Raw genomic sequence first — 19,548 nt, 5'->3', positions numbered from 1 at the left:
GGCCGCGCATGCTCGACCTACGTTGGTACCAGTTCGTGATAGAAGCCTTTCCTGTCCAAGGTAGCCCTCAAAAGCGGCCCGGAGACTTTTGCGATCACAATGGTGAAATGCGTGGGCACGTCAGGGTCCCATTCCGGGTGATCTTCGGCGGGAGAATAAGAGGGGCAACCCTCCATGAGGTGTCCACAGACGGTTTCGGCCGCATTCGTTCCGACAACATTAATGTTGGCATAGGGTGTCTCGTGTCCTTCGAACCCTATCGCGCCAAAGCCGGAGTGACCGCCGAGTCGGGTGAGTACAGGCCCCGGGGTAACGGACTTGTCCGGCACCCAGCCCAATCCGATAATGCCCGTAGCGGTGATTTCGAAGCCCTGCGATCCAGTGATATCTGTGAAGTCGACGCCGCCGAATCCGGTTCCTGGTCGTCGCTCATGAGGATAGCGGTGAATCCTAAGGTTCATCAGATAACCGGTCGCTTCCAGCAGGAGGCCGGTCTTGATGTCATTTTCTTTGCAGATGTCCCAAACGGCTTGAAGAAAGTCCTCACCCGGCAGGATTTCGGCGTAGATGACTTCCTCGATCTTGCCCTTGAGCACTTGCCTTTTCTTGTGATCGTTCTGCATTCATAGATCTCCTAAACGGTCGCTAGTGACTGACCTGCATCAGCTGAGCCATTCATTCTCGCTAAAAAATTCTTCTTGCGATGCGGTCTCACGTCGAGTGACTTCCAGCGTTCGAGCGCGAAGCGTCAGAAACGTTCACCGGAAGCCCAACGTTTGGCAAACAGGCCATGGCCGTCGCGGCGCGTACAGCTGTAGCATTCTGGACACCGGCGTCGTGCATGGTGCGCTTATGCAGCTACGAGTTCGTGATAGAAACCGCTCTTGTCCAGGGTCGCCTTCAGAACGACCCCTGAAACTTTTGCGATCGCGACGGTGAAGTCCGAGGGCATGTCATCCTTCCCGTAGTTCGCATATTGGCTAACCGGTGAGCCCTCCAAGAGGTGCCCGCAGACCGTCTGCGACGGGCTCGTCACCGTAATATGAACAAGGAAGTAAGGGCTCTTGTGCCCCGCAAAACCCGCAGGGCCGAATCCTGTGTGACCACCGCCACGGACAAGCTCCGGGGAGGGTTTGACGGACTCGTCAGGCACCCAGCCCGTCCCGATTAGGCCATGCGCGCTTACATGGAGCGGCCCATCGACCACAGCGTAGTCGATCGCACGAACTCCTGTTCCTGGACGGGGCTCATGCGGCTCCCGCTTAACTCTAACCCCGTCCAACGAGCCCGTCGCATCCAGAAGTATTCCTGTCCTGACATCGTTTTCGCTGCAGATCTCCCAAAGGGCACGAAGAAGATCTTCACCTGGCTTAAGTTGCGCGTAGATGATCTCCTCAATCTTTCCACTGAGCATGTTGTGCCGCTTCTTCATACCGTCGTTTTGCATTTCGTAGATCTCCGAAAATGATTGTGCCGAATGTCCGTCACGGAGGGGCTGCCTGTCTAATGAAATCCCCCTTGTCTTTTCATTCATGATTCGCATAAATGCATGCGGGCTCCCCGCCGCGGCCAACGATGACGATGCAGCACTCACGAACCCATCTGCGCACGCGGCCGATCTCCGCGCGCCACCTTCGGATCTTCGAGGCCGTCGCGCGGCACCTCAACTTCAGCGTGGCCGCTCAGGAAATGGCCCTCACGCAATCGACCCTGAGCCGGCAGATCCAGGCACTGGAACAAGAAGTTGGGACCAGCCTCTTCCTGCGACACACCCGTTCCGTCGAACTCACGAGCGCCGGTGCCCTACTGCTGATGGCGGTGTCGCAGTCATTGCCGCGCATCGACTACGCTGTGCGGCAGATTCGCCAGAGTGTCGGCCGCCGCGTGGTGTCGCTCAGCGCCCCTAATATAGTCGCGTCGATGTGGTTGATCCCGCAGCTGGACGACTTCCAGCGCGCGCACCCCGACATCGACATCCGGATCGATACGCCGCCCCACACGCTGGACGTGGAGGCCGCCGGCGTCGACCTCGCGCTGCGCTACGGGCAGATGCAGGGCATGCCGCTGGCCGCGGTACGCCTGTTCGGCGAGCAGCTCACGCCGGTGGTCAGCCCGCGGGCACTGAAAGACGAGCTACGGCTGAAGACGCCCTCGGATCTTGCGCAATTCACGCTCATCGAGCCGGGCGATGCCTACCCCACATACACGCAGTGGCACACATGGCGGCGATGGTTCGACGAGCATGGCCTGCAGAAGCTCCAGCCCCGGCGATGGCTGTATTTCAACTACGGGCACCAGATGGTGCAGGCCGCGTTGGCCGGCCAGGGCGTGCTCCTCGGCCGAGTGCCCATGGTGGCGGAGCAACTGGCGAACGGCGACCTGATCGAGCCGCTGCCTAAACTGCGCATCGATTCGCCGCTCGCCTACTTCCTGGTCTCGGGGGCGCGTAGCGCGCAACGGCCGGAAGTCGAGTCGTTCGTCGCGTGGTTGCTGGCGCAAAGCAGGATCACGCGACACATCACGGGCGAAGCGCTCGATGTGGACAGGACCGAACCGCGGGCCTGAGAACCATCTATCTCGCGCCAGGCGCCGACAACATCTACGACAGCCCCGGATGGAACAACGGTTGCATGTCGAAAGCGCGCTGCTCGCACGAGCTGCATAAGCCTGCCACCAAGCGCATTAGACTGGCTACGACATCGCGGACGCTTCGGGTGGCGGCATGAAGCCTCGGGAAAGCAAGCCTCTCGAACTTCGCGTGGACGGCTGTATCCCAGTTCATGTCGGCCACGTCTGCAGGATACATCGTGAGTGTCGCGCCATCTTTGCAGCTAGTACTTCAACAGTTAATTCCGTCCACTCCCCTCTCAGCGACGAGCAACGAAGCCCTCTGTGCGACTTCCTCAAGTATCGCAATTCCGTGACACGTTTTCCGAGCAGTGCGGCAATGGAAGTGAACTTCGCCGACATCTGCGCCTGCAACATGTAATGATAAAGGGGAGTCCAGGCGCGTCGTAGCTATTCAGTCCGGTTGCAGATCGGGTCACCATGACGCGCTCGATCTGAGACGGCGCAACACCGCAGGGCTGGAGCGAACAGATCGCAAGCATTGTGTTTTGATTGACTACGCAAGCGGGCAATGGCTTGGATCGGACGCTAAGGATTCCGAGCTCTCTCGCTTCAGGTGTCAGAGCGCCGGCGTCACATTGGCCGCGCGGGGCCGACGTGCGCATCATCCAGGTGCTGCCCAATCGGGCCCCTCGGCGTGCGGAAAAGTCACTTGTGACAACCCTGGCGCGAGAAGTCCGAGCCTTCAATGAGGGAATTGCAGAGCGACGCCGCGGCATCGCCCCTTGGATGTAGCGAGATGTCGTTGGTCGTTCTCATTGTTGATCCGACTGCACGGGTCTATTCATCCGAAGCGCCGCCTGCCGACGGCAAGAAGGTTGTTGGCACTCGCACTCCAGCAACAAATTCAATGCTGCGCCAGCGGCTTCGTTCAATCCCTTTCGATTCACTCAGGTCGGCGGATGCTCTGACGGTGCTACCAAGACTGCGCACACACAATCTCAACGGCCGGCGCTTCCGGCAGCCAAAATCGTCGTCGTGACCGCCGACTCGAAGCATTGCGGCGAACATCTGCTTGGCGTCGGCGACCTGGCCCAGCGAGAAAGTATTGATATCGGTCGAATCGAAGGGGGCAAACTTTGGCAGAACGAGATGAAGCGTCCGCGCCCAATTGCGACCCCAATCGCTCCAGCGATGCCGACTGCGCGAAGCATCCGGTGATCGTTGCGTTGGCGGGAGGAGCCAGCCGCGCGTCATTTCTTGGCGCAACCGTCCTTGGCGATATCTTGGATACAACCCGCGGAAACCCCGCGTTCCACGACTTCGGTGCGCAGACATTTGCAATCTCCGGCGTGTCCGGCGGCTCGGTGGGGGCAGCAATGATCCGCTCCGCACTGGCGGACGCCGGCCGCGACGGTGCTGCGCCGTGCAAGAGCACTGATGCGCTGTGGTACGGCTTTAAGGGGGGCGGCGCCTTCACCCGCTTCTCCGTTCAGCCCGTGCAGCAAAACTCTTGGAAGGCTTGTCTTCAGAGACTGACTGCCGGCGACTTCTTGTCGCCCGCAATCCTCGGCCTGGCGTTTCGCGATCCTTGGAGCGGCTTTAGCGGTATCGCAAAGGCATTCGGTAGCGACAGCGACGACCGCGCTGCCTTGCTCGAGCGCGCCTTCGAAATTCGCTATGCGACATTACTGAGTGCACCAACGAGCCTCGCGTCCCGTATTGGGATCATGGTCGGCTCTGATCCGGAACTCTCGAACCGCAGAGGTTTGGCACGGCCGCTGGGATATGTCGGCGCCGAAGCGCGCTGGCTGCCGCTGCTGCTTTTGAACGCCACTTCCGTCGATACCGGACGGCGGGTGATCGCTTCCGAGCTGTCGCCCTTCTATGCTGACAGCGCGAACGAGCAACGGCGCGTCTTTCCGGAATCCTACGACCTGTTCGAAGAGCTTCTCACGCACGACATCCCGCTGTCGTCCGCGGCGACTTTGAGCGCGCGCTTTCCCGTCATTTCGCCCTGTGGCGCGGTTCCGAGCGACGATCCAAGGCGCCCGACGGAACGCGTAGTTGATGGTGGCTATTTCGAAAATGACGGCGTCACCACGGCGCTCGAGCTCGCGCGCGCGATCAGGCAACTCAGGCATGCGATGGAGCCCGTCATCCTGCACGTTACCAATGATCCGGTCCAGCGCGCCGGCGAAAATACCTCCGTTGGCAATATGCCTGCCCGCAACGAGTTGCGACCGACACCGCGTCTGTCACGGTGGTACGAGAGCGTGACGACTCCGCTGACGGCCCTTATAGGAACGCGAAGCGGTCACGCCGCCCAGGCCGTCGAGGCGGCGCGCGCGGCAAAGGGAATCAAATATGTCCGCTTCCAGGTTTTCGATCAAACGCCCCACGCACTGCAAGGTGCCGGCAACGGGTGCCATCTGCAGGTCCAGGGCGGGGACGACGCGCCTCCCACGGCGCCGATCGACGACGTTTCGATGAGCTGGTGGTTGTCAGGTGCTGTCCAGGAGTACCTGGATCGCCAGCTCTGCCATCGGTTGAACAAGGAGGCCTGGGCGTCGCTGTCGGGCTGGCTCAAGAATGCAAATTAAACCGCAAGCGCGGCTCCGGCTGGGCTTCCGCTCACCGCGGGACCATATTGTGCATCAGTCAAACCAGCCGAGTGCCCGGTCTAACGGGGTCAACTCCACTGGAGCGGTCTGGACAATCAGGATTTGCTGGAGGCCGCACTGCCCAAGGAGCCAAACCGACTGGTGCGCATCAGACACAAATCCAAGGCAATCGAGGGCGGAAAGGGTGAGTCAATTTGATCCACCCAGACAATCAAGCGTGCTCCAACACACGCTGCGGCATCGCCGTGGCCTCCTGCCATTGCGCCAATGTTCTGTTTCCAAATCGAAGTGCAATAGTGTCCGTGTCATGCACGCGGAATTGGCCCACTCAAGAAAACGAGAAGGAGGGCCGCATCGTACGACAATTCGGCAATTAATGAAGCAAACTGTGTACGTTGGAGAACACACTCATGCTGGTTTCCATACGGCCCAATATTCGCAAATTCCTGACGATAGATGATCTGAGAAAATTTGATACCAAACTAACATTCGCTTCGAAGGTGGACCAGCGTAGAAGGTTGCGCATATGCGTGATTGAAGATGGATCGTTCTCTCCCCTGCAGCAACTTAGAGAGAACGGGTTCGACATTACTGTTTTTAACAGATCGGAACGGCACCTTCAACGGTGCAGTGCCACAGTTGGTTGAGCCCGCCGTCCGAGCCTCCGAATATTCAACACGCTGCTAGTCTTACTGCGTCACAAACGATGATCTGTGTAGTGGTCGAACTTGATCGCACAACAAGGACATCTCGACAGCGTTCGGACGAGCCCATGTTCGAGCCGTCGTCGCATCGTCGCGATCGAATTTGGAATGTGACGTTGGGTCCGCAGCGGCAGATCCGCGGGGTCTGTAATCTGCGGGAACGCGAGCGAGCGGGATCGGCTGGGCGCGCCGAGCGCCTGAGGGGGGAATCGTCTCCCGCTCGGAGATCAGGAATCCGTAGGCCGCAATGCACATCGTTGCGTGATGATGAAAGCCGCGCCAGCCGCGTCCCTCGAAGTGTCCGAGCCCAACCTCCTGCTTGAGGTCCTGATAGTCGCGTTCGATTTAGCCGTCTCGACGAGAGTTCGGAATGCCACATCCTCCGGCAATGTCGAGAGCCAATATTTGGTAGGCTGGTCCTCGCCTTTCGGCCATTCAATCAGCAACCATTCCTCCAATCGCGGGGTGGTTTGCCAATAATCACGATACGCGGCACGGACCCGCACGCGTGCAAAGCGCGAGGTCAGCTTTTCGTTCGTTCCTTGCCGCCACGTGATGGTGCGCCAAGCTTTGGCCGGCAGGCCAATCGCGAGCGCCTCGACGGCGGCCGGCTGATGCTGACGGTTGCGGCGCATCAGTTTCGGTGGAGGGCCGCGGCCCGACCATGGCTTCGGCGGCAAGGGACCGGTGCCGGGCGCCCATACCGTTGTGCTCGACAGAAGACCCGCCACATAGGTCAATCCAAGTGCCGAGATCTCCGTGCGCAGGTTGCTGTTGTTGCCATAGCCCGCGTCCATCAGCACGACACCGCGCGGAAGCCGCTCGCACAGGCCCGCCGCAACTGCTCCAGCGCGATCTCCGGCTTGGTCCGGAAGTCGACTTCGACAGGAATGCCCACCTTGCGCCGCCGATCGCGGTCCTCAGTCCATTCCTTCGGAAGATAAAGGCGATAGGCGACAGGCAGGCTGGCGTGGTGGTTGGCAATCGATAGTGACACCGCCACCTGACAATTATCCTGCTTGCCGAGCTGGCCGCAATATTGCCGTGCAACTCCAACCGAATGTCGCCCCTGCTTGGGAAATCCGGTGTCATCGATGATCCAGGCTTCGATGGGGCCCTGGCGTTCAATCGCCGGCAGGACCATCTCGCGTACCTTGCCCAGCACCTTCTCATCCGACCAGGCGCCGCTGCCGACGAAATGCAGCAGCGATTGATGCTGGGCGGCCGTCCGTTCCGGAGCTGTTACCGCCGCCATCGGCTCCACGCTCTTGCGACCGCCACAGGCCATCAGGCCGACGCAATAGTCGCGCAGCGGCGCCTTCCGATCAGCATGACCGATAACACTCGCAAGCCCTCCCAAATACGCCGCAAATCGCTTCTCGCTCGTCTTGGCGCCACGCCCGCTCATGTCGGCCTCATCGGCTGATGGTCCATGCTGCAACCATCACTGATTCTAGCCGGCGGTTTTGTGACTCAGTCAGACTAAGCAGGCTCAAGGGTTGCTTGGGGGGCTTATCGCGGCCGATCTTGAGCTAGCGGCTGATCCCGTGACGTTGCAGGCAGCGGTGCAAGGACGACCGTGTGAGATGCGGGATCGTCGCCTCCAGTGCGTAAAGACAATCATCCAGAGGCGGCAACGTACGTTTGCGGAAGGCAAGGACCATCGCCTCTTCCGCGGTCGAGAGCACGGTCGATCGCACAGTCTTGGGGCCCATCCGCGCATCGTGGATAAAGGCGCGTTTACGCCACTTAGCGAGATTGAGACCGTGCTCTAGGGCTAGTTCTTTGAGCGAAGACTTCGATCGCTATATTGCCGCTCTGATGGCGTGCGCGGTCGTGGCGCTCCATGGAGTATCTGGCCCATGGGACTAGACACTAGGCGTCGCACGCTCGCATGTTAGCTGGCTCGTCGACTACCTCACCCATCGTCGTCTCCTTGCAAGTAAGAGGTTAATGAACAAGCGGGCCTTCTTCACATTACAGCAAACTACGAACTGTCGGGCGCGTCTCCGATCATGTGCATTGCGTGAGGAGCGTTTCCCGAGACGGGCTCATACACTTACATGAGAACTGAAAATGGCAGCCCTACCGAGGTTAGCAGTATCCCCGGGGAGTGGGGTGCGGTTGGCGCCACGGCCAGAACAATGCCCGGCGCGTCTACGTTGCAGCAATAAATCACTCAAGTACCGGATCGAGGCCAAGGTGCGCGATGATCGTAAGCCGGCGACCCGATCAAAAGAGACTTAGGGGGTGACTTCGTCCACGATCAGTTGGCCGAGAGGAGGACGCTCCGGGCGGTTACCTTGTAGGTCGCTCTCTCGGTTCTCGCCTGCGCTGGCCCCACGGTTCCCCTCCCGCTTCGGCGTCGAAGCCGTCGAGGTCCTGTAGGGACTGAGAGAGTTGGCGTCCCAGCGACGATCCGCGTCGGTCAAGGCATTCAGTTCGTGTCGCGTGACTTTGACCTGTGGGCATATCAGCGCGACGTCACGCTGGACGTCTCGCGGCCCGGCAAACCGCCCGACGATGTCTTCTTCAACGGTCGCTTCCGCGCACATGCTGCAACGCCGCTTGATTCTTGGTTCCTGTCCCTGCGCCCCCCGGAAAAATAGAGAAATGGCGCAGATCAGCATAATGAAGAAAGCTCCACGGAGCGATCGGCGGCAGCCAACCCGCCAATGTGATTAGCGGTGCAAGACTATAGTTCCGAGTGGTTTACATTTTGAACTCGCTGCAGGCGATATCGCGTCAAGAGCGCGTTCCATTCCTCAGTGAATAACGTCGAGTCCCTATCCGACAATGACAACCAAGCTACCCAATCTGAGGGTTTGGGTCCTTTGATCCACTCAGTATGTTGGTCGGCGCAATCGGGCGCAGCAATCTATCGCATAATGCCAAATTTTCCCGTGAGCATTCTCTCGCCGTCTGACCCAAGACCGGTCGAAGTGGTCAATGCCGGTGGACGCTCGGACTTCGTTCTGATCTGCGATCAGGCGGGAGCTACAATTCCAGAGCAGCTCAAGAACCTCAGCTTGCCCACTGCCGAACTGCTCAAGCACATCGCCTACGATTCCGGCGCCGAAGATGTGGCGCGGCGGCTTGCACAGCAACTCGCTGCACCACTCGTCCTGCAGACCTACAGTCGGCTCGTTATCGACTGTAATCGGCTTCTTGAAGCGCCGGACTGCATCCCGAGGGTGAGCGACGGTACAATTGTTCCTGGCAACCTGTTGTTAAATGAGAGTGATCGACGTCAACGTTATACGGAGATCCACGAGCCATTCCATCGGGAAATCACGCAACTTCTCGATCGTCGCGTGGCAGTCGGCGCACCCACGATTTTGATCGTGGTACATAGCGTCACGCCACCGCTGGCAGGAGGAGGCGAACGATCTCGGCTGCTCGGCGTGCTGTCAAATTGTGATCGGCGCTTTGCCGAGCGTTTCCTCGTTTCCTTCCAAAGGCGTCACCCGGCGATATTGTCGGCGCACAACGAGCCATATTTGATCCACGATATTTGCGACCACACGATCCAAGTGCACGGCGATGGGCGCGGCTTGCCACACTTGCTGGTTGGGATTCGAAATGACTTGATCCGCGAAGCCGATGGGCAGCGCTTGTGGGCCGACTTGATCGCTGAGGCATTGGAGGACATCAATGCGAAAGAGCTCGTCAAAGTGTGACATTCCAACCGCGCGCGAGATACGGATCAAGCCAAATAGTTCGACGCGATTGCTTGGCCTGCTTTTGCGTTGACGCGAGGCGGCGCAGTCAAAGATCCTTATGCCGATGCCGCCGGCAGTATAGAGCCTATCATTACAATCGCGAAGTCGATGGAGTAGTTAGACCGCAGGAGGCATCTTGCGCGGCAGGGCGCCTTACACGCGACCAAGAGCCTCACCAGGGTAGCGCGATCCTCAGCTACGAGATCGGAGGCTGCGGTGTGCCAAGAGCTCTTGGAACCTATAGCTGACGAGCTCGTGCCCGGTGACGAAGAGATCGGGTGTACTCCCCCAGAGCGCGTGTTGCTTGCGTGTATCAGGGAAGAGCGCAAGCTGCATCAGACAACTTCCGTCAGCGTGCCGAGTCGGCATATGAACTCAACATCTGGATGTCGGAAATCAATATACGGAAACGTCGTGGCGAGCGCGTCTCGAGCGGGAGGCGCACGAACAATATTTCCGGGAGCGGCAGCGCGAGCGCATGGCGCGCGTACAGCTAACGATGCCTCTTATGACTCTGCGCTCGCCGTCAATATCAGCAAGCTGCAAAACATCGAGCGCGCCAACGAGCAATGCAAAAACATCGAAGACAACGACGACACCCGGTCTTGCACGCGGTGCCTCCGACTTTTATACGGCGCCGCTTCGCGCCGGCTTTGGCATGCAGAACATTGACCCGCACCGCGGATTAGTCGTGTGATGCACAGTCTGCACCCGCGCGGAGTAATCCACGTGCGTGACGGCCGGAATTTCCGAACGCGCGACGTTCAACTTATCGATGCCGAAGAGCTGCTTTTGCTTTTCTGACATCGGTAGCTGCTTCGCGCTCATCACGTCGGCCACAAGGAGCATATATGGGCTGTCGGAATCCAGCTGAAACCATTGCGAAGCGTCCTCTCGCAGAACACTCGGCGCAAACGGACGGAAAGACTCGCGATACTTCACCTTGAGATTTAGCTGCTTCTGGACAGTCGGTGAGCGGGCGTCAGCAATGATGGAGCGGCCGCCGAGCGCTCGCGGGCCGAACTCCATCCGACCCTGCATCCACCCAACCGCCTTACCGTCAACGAGAGCATGTGCGACATGGTCAATCAGTGCTTCGTCGGATTCGATCGTGAATTCCGCGCCGGCCTTTCCTAGTCTCTCTTCGATTTCGCACTGGCTGCACTCTGGCCCTAGATACGCGCCGTTCATGCTGTCGCCCGAATGGATGCTCCTGGGCTTTTCAAGCATGAGATGGTAGGCGCCGAGTGCTGCGCCCACCGCGCCGCCGGCGTCGCCGGCAGCCGGCTGAATCCAGATGTTATCGAAGAGCTCTTCGCGCAGGAGCTTTCCGTTTGCAACACAATTAAGCGCTACTCCTCCTGCTAGGCAGAGATTCCTCTGTCCGGTTGTGGTCCGAATTTCGCTTGCAAGCTTTAGGACGACCTCCTCGGTAACCGCCTGAATGGAGGCCGCCAGATCCATCTCCCTCTGTGTCAATCTACCTTCTGGTCGTCTGGCCGGGCCACCAAATAACGTGTCGAACCGACTGGTCGTCATCGTTAATCCAGTACAGTAGTCAAAGAAGCTCATGTCCAGGTGGAACGACCCATCCTCCTTGATGCTGATCAGGTGCTCCTTTATCAGATGCACGTACTTGGGCTCGCCGTAGGGCGCCAGTCCCATTACCTTGTACTCACCGGAGTTCACCTTGAAACCGGTGTAGTAGGTGAATGCTGAGTACAGCAGACCAAGGGAGTGCGGAAAGTAGATCTCCCTGTAGACCGATAGTTCCTTTCCCTTACCGATGGCAAGAGAGGTTGTCGTCCACTCTCCGACACCATCCATCGTTAACACTGCGGCTTCGTGAAAGGGCGATGGGAAGAACGCCGACGCGGCGTGACTGACATGGTACTCTGAAAAGCGAAGTCGATTTGACCAATCGATATCGCTCCCAAGGTGTTCGGTCAGCGCCTCCGAAATCAGCGTTCTTTGAAACAGCTTGTCCTTTAGCCAAACCGGCATCGACGTTGCGAAGCTCTTAAATCCCTTCGGCGCGAAAGCTAGATAGGTTTCAAGGATCCGCTCGAAATTGCTAAAGGGCTTGTCGTAGAAGACGACATAGTCGACGTCGGCTGGACATAGCTCTCGGGCGCTGAGACAGTAACGAGCTGCATAGGCTGGAAAGCCTGGATCGTGTTTTTTCCGCGTAAAGCGCTCTTCTTGCGCGGCAGCCACCAGTTCGCCGTCTGAGACGAGACAAGCCGCAGAGTCGTGGTAGTAAGCTGAGATGCCTAGGATATTCATTGGTCAAAACAGCGCGTAAACAAACGGCGAAATGACAGAACCTTGTGCCAGAACGAGCAGTGCGGCTATGACAAGCATGAGAGCAATTAGGGGCGCGAGCCACATCTTTTTGCGCGCTCGCATGAAAGCCCAGAGTTCCGTGATGAAGAGATACATCTGCGCCTCAGAACTGGTTGGTGAAGGACTGACCTGTCGGACCTGGCGGGTTACGACGGATCCAGTAGCTTCCGACCGGTTGCCGCCTCAAATGAAGCTCGTCGCGCCCGAGCAAGCGAGCGATGAAGGCGATCGGTGCTAGAAGCCCAAAATAAATGATACCCAGAACCAGCGGGCTGACTATCCGTCCTAACAACTCGCCGAAGTAGAACCAGAGCAGGTTGAGCGGCGCCAGAATTCGCGGAACGGTCAATGCTATGCCGCCGAATGCGACACTGATCGCAACGAGCGGCACGTAAGTAGCAGCGACGCGTCCCTTGATGACCGCGTATGCGCCCAACGCAAGAAATACGGCGCAGAATGTGAGGCCGAAGCGTCGATCGGACGGCAGTTTGGCCGGGACTCTCATGCTATGCCCCCTGCTATATGTTCGGGATGATTTCTGCTCAGCGCGGCCGTTTGCGTTTGGGGATAGCCCGTGCATGCGCCGTGCCAACGGAGAAAATCACGTCAGAACAGTACGATCACTCTGGCAGCGCGCTCCGTCTCATGTGCAACATTGTCGAAGATCCGACAATGAGTGCTGGCGTAAACGCCTGACTGGCCAGCTGGCCGCGCTACCGAAGGGACCGCGCCACACTTCACAGCGCGTTCGAGGGCGCTCTCCCTCCGCACCTTAGGCAGCGTTGCTAGGCCGCGCCTCACTGCACACTACCAGCTTCGGCGACGTGCTGGTGAGGAGCGCGTATGTGGCGCCATTCCACCAGAAGGCTTAGCGTTTCATCGCACAGCCGCGACATCAGCTCACAGCAATGGCTCCCAGCAATGCCGCCAAGGCGTCGTGGCAGGCCGTGTATCGCAGAACGATCGCATCGAATGCCGCTGCTCCGTTGGCCTTCGACTGGCCCGCTTTGGCGGCAGCGTCCTGCCATTTCGTTTTGGCCTGCAGTGGCCTTCGTCCACCCGCCTGAGTGAAGCAGCTTTCGTCGCGCTCGAAGTCGAGCGCGGCGATCAAGGCGGCGTTGCTAGGCAACGGACTCGGATAGCGAGCTATGCGGGATTTTGGGTGACGAGGTGATCAGGCGGCGTGGTTTGCAGGCACTTGGATGACCTCGATGCCGTCGTTGAATCTGACACCCGCGATGACCTTCGGCAGATTTGTGCCTTTGAGCCGCCGCCAGGTCTTCGATGCGGCGATGACGAGCTTGAACACCATCAGCTTGGCGGTGGTCGGCGACAACGAACCCTTGGTGCGCACCGTCCGGTGCCGCACGGTGGCGAACACGCTCTCGATGGGATTGCTGGTGCGCAGGTGATCCCAATGCTCGGCAGGAAAGTCGTAGAATGCCAGCAGCGCGTCGCGATCCTTCAGACATTCGACCGCGCGTCCGTATTTGGCGCGGTATTTCTCGGCAAAGACGCCGATCGCCGCTTCGGCGGACGCCCGGTTCGGCGCCCAATAGACCTCGCGCAAATCCTTCTTCATGGTGGCCTGCACCGAGAGCGGGACCTTGTCCAGGACATTCACGGTCTTGTGCACCCAGCATCGCTCGTGCCGCGTGCCGGGAAAGACCTCGTCGAGCGCCTTCCAGAAGCCGAGCGCGCCGTCGCCGACGGCAATTTCCGGCGCGATCTGCAACCAGGCGAGCTCGCGCCAGCTCTGCGCGCTCTCCCGCACGCCGACTGAAAGCCGATCAGTTCCTTCTTGCCTTCCGGCGTCGCGCCGATCAGCACCAGCATGCACTCGCCGTGGTCTTCCATACGGGCCTGCAGGAAGACGCCATCGGCCCACACGTACACGTATCGGCGCGCCGACAGATCGCGCCTCTGCCAGCGCTCGTACTCGCCTTGCCACTCGGCCGTCAGCCGGGAAATCACCGCGGGCGACAGGTTCGGCGTGTCCTTGCCCAGCAAGGCCGTCAGCGCCTCCTGGAAATCGCCGGTCGAGATGCCGCGCAGGTACAGCACCGGCAACAGCGCATCCAGACTTCTGGTCCGCCGTGCCCACAACGGCAGGATCGCCGAGCTGAACCGGATTCGCTCGCCCTCGCTGGACGCCCCGCGGTCGCGAACCTTCGCCCGCGCCACCTCGACCGGGCCGATGCCGGTCTGGATCATTCGCGCCGGGCCGTAACCATGCCGCACGACACGGGCGCGTCCGTCGGCAAGCTTCAATTCCTTCACCGTGGCAAGAAAGGTCTCGACTTCCACCTCGACAGCCTGTGCCAGAAGCTGCCGCGCACCGGCGCGCAGGACATTGGTCAGTGGATCATCGATCTCGTCGGGCTGACGAAGCGGGACAATGTTGCTAGTCTCGTTTATGGCTTATCGCTCTCCTTGAGAGGTTCTGGCAGGCTCGACACCCGCCTCGATACGCCGCCTATCTCAGTCCGTCATCCCCCACTTTCCCGCATAGCTCCGGCAGATATGGGCGGTCAGAAATGCACAACCTGTATCGATACGTCGACGAATCTCTTAACCGCTGGGCGCGACGCAAATACAAAGGGCTGAAGAATGGAAAAGTCAGAGCCTCCACCTGGCTCAGATTGATCCGCTGCCGTAGGCCGAAGCTGTTCGCTCATTGGACGATGTTGAGTCCTGCTTCGTTACTTGTTGAGAGCCGTATGACGTGAGAGCGTCACGTACGGTTCGGAGAGCGGCTCCGGGTGCAACTCCCGGGGTCGACTCACCATGGCCAAGGCGCTTGTCTGTTCGCGGCGGTTAGAGCGCGGCCGCTTCTTGTGGCCATCGCTGGCGGACGGCGTTGTGACGATCAGCGTTGCGCAACTATCCTATCGCCTGTCCGGAATTGACTGGCGGATGCCGCAGGCAACCTGGCGTCCGCAGGCTTCCGGTTAAGCTGTGGCTCTTTGACTCACGGCAGCAATCCGGCGGGATTATTTGCGGCGAATATGATTGATTTGCCCTCGTGACAACGCCTTCCGATCCGCTTCCCGCCGAACTTGCCGCTGCGCACGCAATGATCCTTGCGCAGCGCGAACAACTGGCGCTGGCGAAGAGCGAAGTGACCGTCGGCCGGCTGGAAATCGAGCGGCTGAAGCTGATGCTGGCCAAGGCACGGCGCGAACAGTTCGGGCAATCCTCCGAACGCGGCAAGCTGCTGGTCGAACAGCTCGAGCTTGCCATCGAGGATCTCGAAGAGACGCAGGCCGAACAGGAAACCAAGGCCGAACTCGCCGCGCCTGGGGCCGCCAAGGAGAAGCGCGCGCAAAATCCACGGCCGCCGCGACGTCCGTTGCCAGACAATCTGCCGGTCGAGCGCCATGGCCAAGGCCTTCGCCCACGTCGACGCCGGCGGCGAGGCGGCCAGCCTCGGCCTCGCCGAATGGCTTTGCGTGCTGCTCGAACGTGAAGCGTCGCTGCGGGGCGACAAGCGACTGTCGAAGCGGCTACAATACGCCAAGCTGCGCCAGCAGGCCTGCGTCGAGGACATCGACTATCGCCCCGCGCGGCCTCGACCGCGGCCTCTTGACGATGCTGGCCGAAGGCCAATGGATCGACGACCACGCCAATCTTTTGATCTGTGGCCCGTCCGGCGTCGGCAAGAGCTGGCTCGCTTCGGCGCTCGGCAACAAAGCCTGCCGCGACAATCACTCCGTGCTCTATCAGCGCGTCCCGCGACTGTTCAGTGATCTGGCCCTGGCGCGCGGCGACGGCCGCCACCCGCGTCTGCTGCGCGCACTCGGCCGTGTCGATCTCCTCATCCTCGACGACTGGGGCCTCGAGCCGCTCGACGCCGCGGCTCGCCACGACTTCCTGGAGATTCTCGAGGACCGCTACGGCCACCGCTCCACCATCGTCACCAGCCAGCTGTCGGTCGATCAAAGGCGCGCCTGATCGGCGAGCCGATGACCTCATGATGCCTCCTTCTTCGAACGCTTGGTGCGTCGCACCCGCTTCCGAAGTTGACTGATTTGTTCGTCCTGGCGCGGTCGAGGCAGTACTGCAGCTCCGTGCTCTCCTGGTGCTGGCGCACCTGGTTCACGGATGACTGCCGCACGTAGACATAGGCCAATTTGGCTCGGTGCGCAGTCGTGAGCCGCTCGTCCGCAACGTTCAAGCTGATCAGCACGACCCGGTTCCCTTCCGGGCCTGCCAGGAAACGCTTGCGTTCGCCGCAGCAGCGTGGCGAGGATTTGAGCAATGCCGGTTTGCGTCGCGGTCGACAGCTTCGGCCACAGGCGCGAATGTCGGCCATCGGCCGGCCAGGTGGATTTGCCAATGTCGGCAGGGGGCGATACGCAACGCGACCTCCGCGAATCACCTTCTCGTCGAGAAGGTCCAGCCTCGCGCTCAAACGTTGCATCAAAGGGATCAGCGTACGTGCACTGATGCGCCGCAGATCGGCGGCGTTCGGGCGGGAAGTGATCGCCTCGGCAAGATCCGTCGACGCGACCCGAACCGGCCCGGCCTACCGTCCGGCAGCGCGACAACGGGTTAGGCGGGACCGCCCCGATCGCTCCTACAGCACCTCAAGCTGGTGCCCAAAAAGAAAATGATGCGGATCAGTGATCGTGACATGAGACACGCCCCGGTCAAAATAGAGGTACCTTGCCGTGTTCGGCGACCCAACCTACGCCGATGCCGTCCTCGACCGCCTGGTCCACATGCTCACCGGATCGATCTCAACGGCGAGAGGCCCACGGCGAACCCGCCCGGCCGAAAGGCCTGAGTCGGTGGCGTTGTGGACATGCCGCTGCGCTTGGACAACGCGAAGGGCGTTGCCCACATACCCACAGCACGAGCAGCAAAAAACAAGTCCTTCCAGCCGCGATTCAAGATTGACCACGCGGCTTCGCCGATGCCAGAAACTACACAGCCAGAGCGCCTCGCGCCCCGGGCGAGATCACCTCGGAATCCCGGGCGAGATCAAATCGGTAGAGCCGGGCGAGATCATGGGAATCCGGACTCGCTCGGATGTCATGCGCCTGCACGAGGACTATGTCGGGCGGAACTCGGCGGGTGATAGTTCGACGATGAATGGGTGCTGAGATTCTTGAATGCGTTGCTACATCTTCAATGAGAGCGAACTTGCGATGGCGCGGCCGAGGATGCCGTCTCTCCGAACGCGGCCTATCCGGGCAATATTCTTCCGATTGTGCGGCTTGGGCAGGCGGACATCGTGCAGGACGGCTTCAGAATCTGAGGGGACGCTGAGATCATTCGGGAACCTACGTGGTTCCTGGATCGTCCGTGGTTGGCGAGCAGCATTCGTGCGGCCCGATAATTCGAGTCTTTAGCGCCGTTCCCTTGCGTCAGTTTCGACTCGTTTTTGATTCTGGCAAATTTGCGACAGTACTCAACTTCGCCGCAAACATGGCTGGCAGGTTTTCACCAGTGCTTCGCTGATGGCACGATGGAGGGCTGTGTCCACGCGGGGCGTTGCAGTCCGCGCCGGAATTACTGCGGTTGCTCTTGCTGGAGCTGCCGTGAAAGCCGACAGGCACACTGGATGGTCCATATGGGTTCTTCAGTGCGTTCGCGCGCGGCCAATATGACGCCGGCGCTCGGACAGCTGAAACGAGAGGACTCGGAATGCTAGCGTCCGGTGCCGTTCCCGGCTTGCGCATTCAATCGAGACATGATGCTTATGATCCGTTCGCTCCTGCCCGCCGGGGTTGCGCCGTTTCAGATCGAGCGCGTCATGGTGACCCGAGCTGCAACGCAATAGCTGCGACGCGCTTGGAGCTCCTGGCTAATCCACCTTCGGCCGATGACTGGCGAAAAATACACCGTCGAAAGCGTTAGGCGCGTTGATCTTGCAGGAATTCCCCAATGTCGAGCCGACTTATGCGGTCTTTTCGCGCTGAGCCAGTCTAACATCCAGCTGACGCATCAAGCCGAACACTTCCACGATCACCTAAATTAATTCGCCTCTGTAGGACACGAAGTAAAACGAAAATGCAAATGAAAGCGCATAAGGTCGAGCTCTCCTGTGAAGTCGACAGGCTGCTCACAAAATTCGGTGTGAGTCGAGCCCTCTATAAAGAGGGAACTCTCAAGGTACAAACGCCTATTACCGGTGAGATCATCGGACAGGTCCAGGAAGCATCCGCTAACGGAGCCGCCGCCCAAATCGAGGTAGCCGCTAAGGCCTTCCGCGAGTGGAGATTGGTGCCGGCACCGCAGCGTGGTGAGCTTGTGCGGCTGTTCGGCGAAGAATTACGCGCCAACAAGGAGGCTCTTGGTCAGTTGGTTTCAATTGAGGCGGGTAAAATCGTTTCTGAAGGTCTCGGTGAAGTCCAAGAGATGGTTGACGTGTGTAATTTCGCCGTCGGTCTCTCTCGGCAGCTCTATGGTCTTACAATAGTGACCGAGCGTGACGAACATCGGATTATGGAGGTGTGGCATCCGATGGGCGTTGTGGGGATCATCTCGTCCTTCAATTTTCCTGTCTCGGTCTGGGCCTTGAATGCGGCCGTTGCTCTTGTGTGTGGTAACAGCATCGTCTGGAAGCCCTCTGACAAAACGCCGTTGACTGCCTTGGTCACACAAGCTCTTTTTGCGCGTGCCTTGAAGCGCTTCACGAGGGACGCCAGCTGTGCACCCGAAGGGCTTTCGGCGGTAATTTTTGGTGGCCGCGAGATTGGCGAAGTTCTCGTCGATCATCCGAAGGTGCCGGTGGTCTCGGCCACTGGATCGACGACGATGGGCCGAGCTGTTGGGCGGCGACTTGCCAACCGCTTTGCGCGTGCAATTCTTGAACTGGGCGGAAATAATGCCGCGGTCGTGACTCCCGCCGCTGGCCTTGAACTGGCGTTACGCGCTGTTGCTTATGCTGCTATGGGTACCGCTGGCCAGCGCTGCACGACGCTTCGGCGCCTATTCGTACATGAGAGCATCTACGACGCATTCGTGTCGCGGCTAAAGCGAATCTACGCATCGGTGTCTATCGGGTCACCCCTCGACCCGGAAGTGCTCGTCGGCCCATTGATCGACGTGCACGCCTATTACGCCATGCAAAACGCGATTGCAGCGGCGAAAGCAGCCGGTGGCAAGGTATGCGGCGGCGAACGAGTCGCGATCGAAGGTGCGGCGAATGCGTACTATGTCCGCCCAGCTTTCGTCGAGATGAGTTCACAGACGGGGCCGGTCGAGCACGAGACCTTCGCTCCCATTCTGTACATTATGAAGTACAGCGACTTGGACGCGGTCATCCAATTGAACAACGGCGTTCTACAAGGTCTTTCGTCCTCCATTTTTACGAGTGATCTCCGTGAGGCGGAGGTCTTTCTGTCGGCGCGAGGATCAGATTGCGGTATGATAAATGTGAACACCGGTACTTCTGGCGCCGAGATTGGCGGCGCGTTTGGGGGCGAGAAGGAGACTGGCGGCGGGCGGGCGGGCGGGTCGGATGCTTGGAAGGCCTACATGCGCCGTGCGACCAATACCATCAACTATAGTCGCGCCTTACCGACGGCCTGTGGAGTCAAGTTCGACCTTGCGCATGACTGACGTAAAGCGTTC

Annotated in this window: 12 protein-coding genes and 5 pseudogenes; 8 read left to right on the top strand and 9 right to left on the bottom strand. The window is 59.7% G+C overall.

Features of this window, described 5'->3' with window-relative positions; genetic code table 11:
* Positions 1–17: 17 nt before the first annotated feature.
* Positions 18–623, bottom strand: coding sequence for a PCC domain-containing protein (locus ACVMDN_RS03735; RefSeq protein WP_456835637.1), 606 nt, complete (start codon positions 621–623; stop codon positions 18–20).
* A 227-nt stretch (positions 624–850) separates the two neighbouring features.
* Positions 851–1,447: a PCC domain-containing protein gene (locus ACVMDN_RS03730; RefSeq protein WP_456835638.1), complete on the bottom strand. Its 597-nt coding sequence runs from the start codon at positions 1,445–1,447 to the stop codon at positions 851–853.
* Between the two features lie 128 nt (positions 1,448–1,575).
* Between ACVMDN_RS03730 and ACVMDN_RS03725 the strand changes: the two genes are divergently transcribed.
* Positions 1,576–2,565, top strand: coding sequence for a LysR substrate-binding domain-containing protein (locus ACVMDN_RS03725; protein ID WP_456835639.1), 990 nt, complete (start codon positions 1,576–1,578; stop codon positions 2,563–2,565).
* 1,142 nt (positions 2,566–3,707) lie between these two features.
* Positions 3,708–5,171: a hypothetical protein gene (locus ACVMDN_RS03720; RefSeq protein WP_456835640.1), complete on the top strand. Its 1,464-nt coding sequence runs from the start codon at positions 3,708–3,710 to the stop codon at positions 5,169–5,171.
* A gap of 710 nt (positions 5,172–5,881) precedes the next feature.
* Here ACVMDN_RS03720 and ACVMDN_RS03715 read toward each other — a convergent pair.
* A pseudogene (locus tag ACVMDN_RS03715) lies at positions 5,882–7,304 on the bottom strand (IS701 family transposase).
* A gap of 127 nt (positions 7,305–7,431) precedes the next feature.
* Positions 7,432–7,760: pseudogene (locus ACVMDN_RS03710) on the bottom strand (IS481 family transposase); the annotation flags it as partial.
* A 580-nt stretch (positions 7,761–8,340) separates the two neighbouring features.
* On the opposite strand from ACVMDN_RS03710, the gene ACVMDN_RS03705 reads away from it, so the two are divergent.
* Together ACVMDN_RS03705 and ACVMDN_RS03700 are read left to right on the top strand one after the other, a co-directional pair.
* Complete coding sequence (locus ACVMDN_RS03705) at positions 8,341–8,505, top strand: hypothetical protein (protein WP_456835641.1); 165 nt, start codon at positions 8,341–8,343, stop codon at positions 8,503–8,505.
* 294 nt (positions 8,506–8,799) lie between these two features.
* On the top strand, positions 8,800–9,576 hold the full coding sequence (locus tag ACVMDN_RS03700; protein ID WP_456835642.1) for an N-formylglutamate amidohydrolase: 777 nt from the start codon (positions 8,800–8,802) through the stop codon (positions 9,574–9,576).
* A 669-nt stretch (positions 9,577–10,245) separates the two neighbouring features.
* Here ACVMDN_RS03700 and ACVMDN_RS03695 read toward each other — a convergent pair.
* The 5 genes and pseudogenes from ACVMDN_RS03695 to ACVMDN_RS03675 all read right to left on the bottom strand — a co-directional run bounded on the left by ACVMDN_RS03695 (position 10,246) and on the right by ACVMDN_RS03675 (position 14,382).
* Complete coding sequence (locus tag ACVMDN_RS03695) at positions 10,246–11,904, bottom strand: carbamoyltransferase family protein (protein WP_456835643.1); 1,659 nt, start codon at positions 11,902–11,904, stop codon at positions 10,246–10,248.
* A gap of 3 nt (positions 11,905–11,907) precedes the next feature.
* Positions 11,908–12,060: a DUF5989 family protein gene (locus ACVMDN_RS03690; RefSeq protein WP_456835644.1), complete on the bottom strand. Its 153-nt coding sequence runs from the start codon at positions 12,058–12,060 to the stop codon at positions 11,908–11,910.
* A 7-nt stretch (positions 12,061–12,067) separates the two neighbouring features.
* The gene (locus ACVMDN_RS03685; RefSeq protein ID WP_456835645.1) at positions 12,068–12,469 is read right to left on the bottom strand and encodes an SxtJ family membrane protein; all 402 of its coding nucleotides are present in this window, start codon (positions 12,467–12,469) and stop codon (positions 12,068–12,070) included.
* Positions 12,470–12,859: 390 nt separating this feature from the next.
* The gene (locus ACVMDN_RS03680; RefSeq protein ID WP_456835646.1) at positions 12,860–13,075 is read right to left on the bottom strand and encodes a hypothetical protein; all 216 of its coding nucleotides are present in this window, start codon (positions 13,073–13,075) and stop codon (positions 12,860–12,862) included.
* A 63-nt stretch (positions 13,076–13,138) separates the two neighbouring features.
* Positions 13,139–14,382 (bottom strand): annotated as a pseudogene (locus ACVMDN_RS03675) (IS256 family transposase).
* 369 nt (positions 14,383–14,751) lie between these two features.
* Between ACVMDN_RS03675 and tnpB the strand changes: the two are divergent.
* The 4 genes and pseudogenes from tnpB to amaB all read left to right on the top strand — a co-directional run bounded on the left by tnpB (position 14,752) and on the right by amaB (position 19,536).
* Positions 14,752–14,919, top strand: a complete 168-nt coding sequence (gene tnpB / locus ACVMDN_RS03670) for an IS66 family insertion sequence element accessory protein TnpB (protein ID WP_456835647.1) — start codon at positions 14,752–14,754, stop codon at positions 14,917–14,919.
* Between the two features lie 70 nt (positions 14,920–14,989).
* Positions 14,990–15,343 (top strand): annotated as a pseudogene (locus ACVMDN_RS03665) (transposase domain-containing protein); the annotation flags it as partial.
* Position 15,344: 1 nt separating this feature from the next.
* Positions 15,345–15,900: pseudogene (locus tag ACVMDN_RS03660) on the top strand (ATP-binding protein); the annotation flags it as partial.
* Between the two features lie 2,088 nt (positions 15,901–17,988).
* The gene (amaB, locus tag ACVMDN_RS03655) at positions 17,989–19,536 is read left to right on the top strand and encodes an L-piperidine-6-carboxylate dehydrogenase (RefSeq protein ID WP_456835648.1); all 1,548 of its coding nucleotides are present in this window, start codon (positions 17,989–17,991) and stop codon (positions 19,534–19,536) included.
* Positions 19,537–19,548 lie beyond the last annotated feature (12 nt).

Source organism: Bradyrhizobium sp. USDA 4510 (genome assembly GCF_054059095.1).
This window is presented reverse-complemented; position numbering and strand designations above follow the sequence as displayed.